This window comes from Natrialba swarupiae, assembly GCF_008245225.1.
Lineage (GTDB): Archaea > Halobacteriota > Halobacteria > Halobacteriales > Natrialbaceae > Natrarchaeobius > Natrarchaeobius swarupiae.
This window is the reverse complement of sequence record NZ_VTAW01000058.1, coordinates 1-5,704: the sequence shown is the minus strand read 5'-3', so window position 1 is coordinate 5,704 and position 5,704 is coordinate 1. Positions and strand designations below refer to the sequence as shown.

The window sequence follows — 5,704 nt, the reverse complement described above, 5'->3', positions numbered from 1 at the left end:
CGGTCGCCGCGTTCTCCGGCCGTATTCCGGCACGGAGAGCATACGCATCCACTACGCCTCGGACGGTGACGGCGGCTCGCCGCCGTCGTCGTCCGCGGGCGTCGGAGTCGGCGTCTCCAGGACGACGCCCTTATATACATAGGGTGTCTCCATCAGGATACGCAGAATGCTCCGCCGGATACGGATTTCCGGCTGGGGCCGATCCGACGCCCTTAAGTGTATAAGGCGATTCGGATGTAAATGCAATCGACGGCTCGTCGGGGACGACGAGTCGAGGACCGACGAAGTCCGAAGGGGTTATGTACCCTTCGTGACTTACGATATGGTCCGAAGGAGATGAGGATCCTACCCCTGCGGTCCGCCGTTAAGATGGGATCTGATGTGAGCCTTGGTAGTTCGGTGACGCCTGTATCGGTCGGCGATCAGCGACACCGAACGTGGACCATGTGTGAGTGTGTACGATAACATTCACCGCCAAATTAACCTCCCGAGTGTGACTCGGGAGAACGAGCATTCCGGTTGATCCTGCCGGAGGTCATTGCTCGTGGAGTCCGATTTAGCCATGCTAGTTGTACGAGTTCAGACTCGTAGCAGATAGCTCAGTGACACGTGGCCAAACTACCCTCTGGACGCGGATAACCTCGGGAAACTGAGGCTAATCCGTGATAGCGTTCTCATCCTGGAAGTGGAGAGAACGTGAAATGCCCCGGCGCCAGAGGATGTGGCTGCGGCCGATTAGGTAGACGGTGGGGTAACGGCCCACCGTGCCAGTAATCGGTACGGGTTGTGAGAGCAAGAGCCCGGAGACGGTATCTGAGACAAGATACCGGGCCCTACGGGGCGCAGCAGGCGCGAAACCTTTACACTGCACGCCAGTGCGATAAGGGGACTCCACGTGCGAGGGCATATCGTCCTCGCTTTTTCCGACCGTAAGGAGGTCGGCGAATAAGTGCTGGGCAAGACCGGTGCCAGCCGCCGCGGTAATACCGGCAGCACAAGTGATGACCGCTCTTATTGGGCCTAAAGCGTCCGTAGCTGGCCAGTCAAGTCCATCGGGAAATCCGCGCGCTTAACGCGCGGGCGTCCGGTGGAAACTGTCTGGCTTGGGACCGGAAGACCTGAGGGGTACGTCCGGGGTAGGAGTGAAATCCCGTAATCCTGGACGGACCACCGGTGGCGAAAGCGCCTCAGGAAGACGGATCCGACGGTGAGGGACGAAAGCTCGGGTCACGAACCGGATTAGATACCCGGGTAGTCCGAGCTGTAAACGATGTCTGCTAGGTGTGACACAGGCTACGAGCCTGTGTTGTGCCGTAGGGAAGCCGTGAAGCAGACCGCCTGGGAAGTACGTCCGCAAGGATGAAACTTAAAGGAATTGGCGGGGGAGCACTACAACCGGAGGAGCCTGCGGTTTAATTGGACTCAACGCCGGACATCTCACCAGCATCGACAATGTGCAGTGACGGTCAGTGTGATGAGCTTACCTGAGCCATTGAGAGGAGGTGCATGGCCGCCGTCAGCTCGTACCGTGAGGCGTCCTGTTAAGTCAGGCAACGAGCGAGACCCGCACGCCTAATTGCCAGCAACACCCTTGAGGTGGTTGGGTACATTAGGTGGACTGCCAGTGCCAAACTGGAGGAAGGAACGGGCAACGGTAGGTCAGTATGCCCCGAATGTGCTGGGCGACACGCGGGCTACAATGGCCAAGACAGTGGGATGCAACGCCGAAAGGCGACGCTAATCTCCGAAACTTGGTCGTAGTTCGGATTGAGGGCTGAAACTCGCCCTCATGAAGCTGGATTCGGTAGTAATCGCGCCTCAGAAGGGCGCGGTGAATACGTCCCTGCTCCTTGCACACACCGCCCGTCAAAGCACCCGAGTGAGGTCCGGATGAGGCCCTGTTTCAGGGTCGAATCTGGGCTTCGCAAGGGGGCTTAAGTCGTAACAAGGTAGCCGTAGGGGAATCTGCGGCTGGATCACCTCCACAGACCGGGACTGGGGCGTCGCCCCAGCCCACTTGTCGTGGTTTCACCACGCTTTCCACGTTCGATCGCGCCGTCTGGCCGATCGGGCACCTTTGAACTACCGAGGCTCACAATATGCTCTCTCGTCAGGCGACGAGAGGGTGGGCCCATAGCTCAGTGGGAGAGTGCCTCCTTTGCAAGGAGGATGCCCTGGGTTCGAATCCCAGTGGGTCCATGACTCGGATTGAATCGAAGACCGTGTCCCTTAAGTGGGAGACGGCACTTCGATTCAATCCGAACGAACCGATGCACCACCCCGTGTAAACGTGGGTGGGAAGGGTTAATGCAGGCCGGCTGTCTACCGGCGTGCAGATGAGACCGTGTGTACGTGTAGTCCAGGCGTCCACTGGATCCGTTCCCGGGTCACAACCGTTGTGTATACAACGCGTTTCCGATCCGACGAACGTGGCTACTGTGCCAGCTGGTGGATCGCTCGGCTTGAGAGCTGAAGAAGGACGTGCCAAGCTGCGATAAGCCTGAGGGACCCGCACGGAGGGAAAGAACTCAGGATTTCCGAATGGGAATCCCCACCGCAATTGCTTCGCGCAATGGGGAACGCCGAGAATTGAAACATCTTAGTATCGGCAGGAAAAGAAAGCAAACGCGATGTCGTTAGTAATGGCGAATGAACGCGATGCAGTCCAAACCGAAGCCTTCACGGGCAATGTGGTGTTCGGACTGACGATCACTTCTCGAACCTCGACAGGAAGTCTCTTGGAACAGAGCACGACACAGGGTGACAGTCCCGTAGTGTCGAATAGTACGGAACGAGTCAGCTCCAGAGTATCGGGGGTTGGATATCCCTCGAGAATGTCGCGGGCATCGACCGCGAAGACTAAACACTCCTCAAGACCGATAGCGAACAAGTAGCGTGAGCGAACGCTGAAAAGCACCCCACGAAGGGAGGTGCAATAGGGCGTGAAATCAGTTGGCGATAGAGCGACGGGGCACGAAAGGTCCCGATCACAACGACCGAGACGCGAGTCTCCAGTAGGAAGATCGGGAAGCCGGTGTTCCGTCGTACGTTTTGAAAAACGAACCAGAGAGTGTGCCTGATTGACGAGTCTAACCCGAGTATCGGGGAAGGCGTAGGGAAACCGACATGGCCGCAGTCTTACGACGAGGGCCGCCGTGTTCAAGCGCGGGGAGTCAATCGGGCACGACCCGAAACCGGATGATCTAGGCATGGGCAGGGTGAAGCGTGGCGAAAGCCACGTGGAGGCCCGTTAGCGTTGGTGTCCTACAATACCCTCGCGTGACCTATGTCTAGGGGTGAAAGGCCCATCGAATCCGGAAACAGCTGGTTCCAACCGAAACATGTCGAAGCATGACCTCTGCCGAGGTAGTTCGTGGGGTAGAGCGACGGATTGGGGGATCGCACTCCGAGAGGAGTGTGCCCCCCTGTCCAACTCCGAACCTACGAACGCCGTTTGACGCAGGGAGTCCGGTGCGCGGGGTAAGCCTGTGTACCGTGAGGGAGACAACCCAGAGCTGGGTTAAGGTCCCCAAGTGTGGACTAAGTGCGATCGAAAGTGGTCCCGAGCCCTAGACAGCCGGGAGGTGAGCTTAGAAGCAGCTACCCTCTAAGAAAAGCGTAACAGCTTACCGGCCGAGGTTCGGGGCGCTGAAAATGATCGGGGCTCAAGTCCACCACCGAGACCTAGCGGCACTCTTGACGGAGTGATTCCGTAGGTTGGCGTTCTGTTCGGGCGGAAGCACGGAAGAGATTTCGTGTGGACCGTTCAGTAACGAAAATTCTGGTCATAGTAGCAGCGTTAGTCGGGTGAGAACCCCGACGGCCGAACGAGTCAGGGTTCCTCGGCAATGCTGATCAGCCGAGGGTTAGCCGGTCCTAAGTCTGCCCGTAAGTCGAAGCAGACAACAGGGAAATAGGTTAATATTCCTATGCCAGTGTGCACTCAAAGCCAACGCTTTGGGGCCGCCTGAGCTGGGCTTTCGCCCAGTCGAACCATCGAAGATCGTGGAAGCCGTAATGGCAGGAAGCGTTCGAATGGTGGGATAGCGCAAGTCAGGTCAACCCAGAGCCCGTGAAACGGCGAGCACACTGTCCGTACCGAGATCCGACACAGGTACTCGTGGCGGCGAAAGCCAAGGTCTGTCGGGAACAACCGACGTTAGGGAATTCGGCAAGTTAGTCCCGTACGTTCGCAATAAGGGATGCCTGCCTCGCGAAGAGGCAGGTCGCAGTGACTCGGGCGCTCCGACTGTCTAGTAACAACATAGGTGACCGCAAATCCGCAAGGACTCGTACGGTCACTGAATCCTGCCCAGTGCAGGTATCTGAACACCCCGTACAAGGGGACGAAGGACCTGTTAACGGCGGGGGTAACTATGACCCTCTTAAGGTAGCGTAGTACCTTGCCGCTTCAGTAGCGGCTTGCATGAATGGATGAACGAGAGCGCCACTGTCCCAACGTTGGGCCCGGTGAACTGTACATTCCAGTGCGGAGTCTGGAGACCCCCAAGGGGAAGCGAAGACCCTATAGAGCTTTACTGCAGGCTGTCACTGAGACGTGGTCGCCATTGTGCAGCATAGGTAGGAGGCATTACAGAGGTACCCGCGCTAGCGGGCCACCCAGCCAGCATTGAAATACTACCCGATGGTGACTGCGACTCTCACTCCTGGCGGAGGACACTGGTAGCCGGGCAGTTTGACTGGGGCGGTACGCGCTTGAAAAGATATCGAGCGCGCCCCAAGGTTTCCTCACCCGAGTCGGAGACTCGGGAAAGAGCGCAAGAGCATACGGAAGCCTGACAGTGTCCGGCACAACGACGGACGCTGACGCGAAAGCGTGGTCTAGCGAACCAATTAGGCTGCTTGATGCGGCCAATTGCTGACAGAAAAGCTACCTTAGGGATAACAGAGTCGTCACCCGCAAGAGCACATATCGACCGGGTGGCTTGCTACCTCGATGTCGGTTCCCTCCATCCTGCCCGTGCAGAAGCGGGCAAGGGTGAGGTTGTTCGCCTATTAAAGGAGGTCGTGAGCTGGGTTTAGACCGTCGTGAGACAGGTCGGCTGCTATCTATTGGGGGTGTTATGGTTCCTGACGGGAACGTTCGTATAGTACGAGAGGAACTACGAATGGGTGCCACTGGTGTACCGGTTGTTCGAGAGAGCACGTGCCGGGCAGCCACGCACCACGGGGTAAGAGCTGAACGCATCTAAGCTCGAAACCCACCTGAAAACGAGGAACCACTGAGGCTACTCGTAGAAGACGAGTTCGATAGACTCGGGGTGTACGCGTCGAGGCAACGAGACGTTGAGCCCGCGAGCACTAACAGGCCAAGCCACACAATCATATTCGCATTGGATCGGGATCCGGAGAACGGATCCAGGCGCGAACTGGACTACACATACACACGGTTATACTACCGATATTGGCATGACGGTGGTTCGATTCCACTGATCGGCGTTAGGCGGCCAGAGCGGCGGGGTTCCTCCCGTACCCATCCCGAACACGGAAGATAAGCCCGTCTGCGTATTCGCAACTACTGGAGTGGGAGACCCTCTGGGAACGTGGATTCGCCGCCCCTTTCATACTTTCATTCACCCTATCAGCGACAGCAGTAGCTGTCGGTGGTGGGGTGGGTATCATTGCGGGGTGGGGGTAGTTTTTTTGAGTTGGGTGGAGGCTGGTTGTGGTGTTGGCGTGGCGT

1 tRNA gene and 3 rRNA genes are annotated in these 5,704 nt (G+C 57.7%); all 4 read left to right on the top strand.

The window, feature by feature from the left end:
• The first annotated feature begins 512 nt into the window (after positions 1 to 512).
• The 4 genes from FYC77_RS19800 (at position 513) to rrf (ending at position 5,582) form a co-directional block, all read left to right on the top strand.
• Positions 513 to 1,985, top strand: a 16S ribosomal RNA gene (locus tag FYC77_RS19800).
• Positions 1,986 to 2,127: 142 nt separating this feature from the next.
• Positions 2,128 to 2,199: transfer RNA gene (locus tag FYC77_RS19795), tRNA-Ala, on the top strand.
• A 225-nt stretch (positions 2,200 to 2,424) separates the two neighbouring features.
• A 23S ribosomal RNA gene (locus FYC77_RS19790) occupies positions 2,425 to 5,344 on the top strand.
• Between the two features lie 116 nt (positions 5,345 to 5,460).
• Positions 5,461 to 5,582, top strand: a 5S ribosomal RNA gene (gene rrf, locus FYC77_RS19785).
• Together the 16S, 23S and 5S rRNA genes with 1 tRNA gene alongside form the textbook arrangement of a ribosomal RNA operon.
• The last annotated feature ends 122 nt before the right edge of the window (positions 5,583 to 5,704 follow it).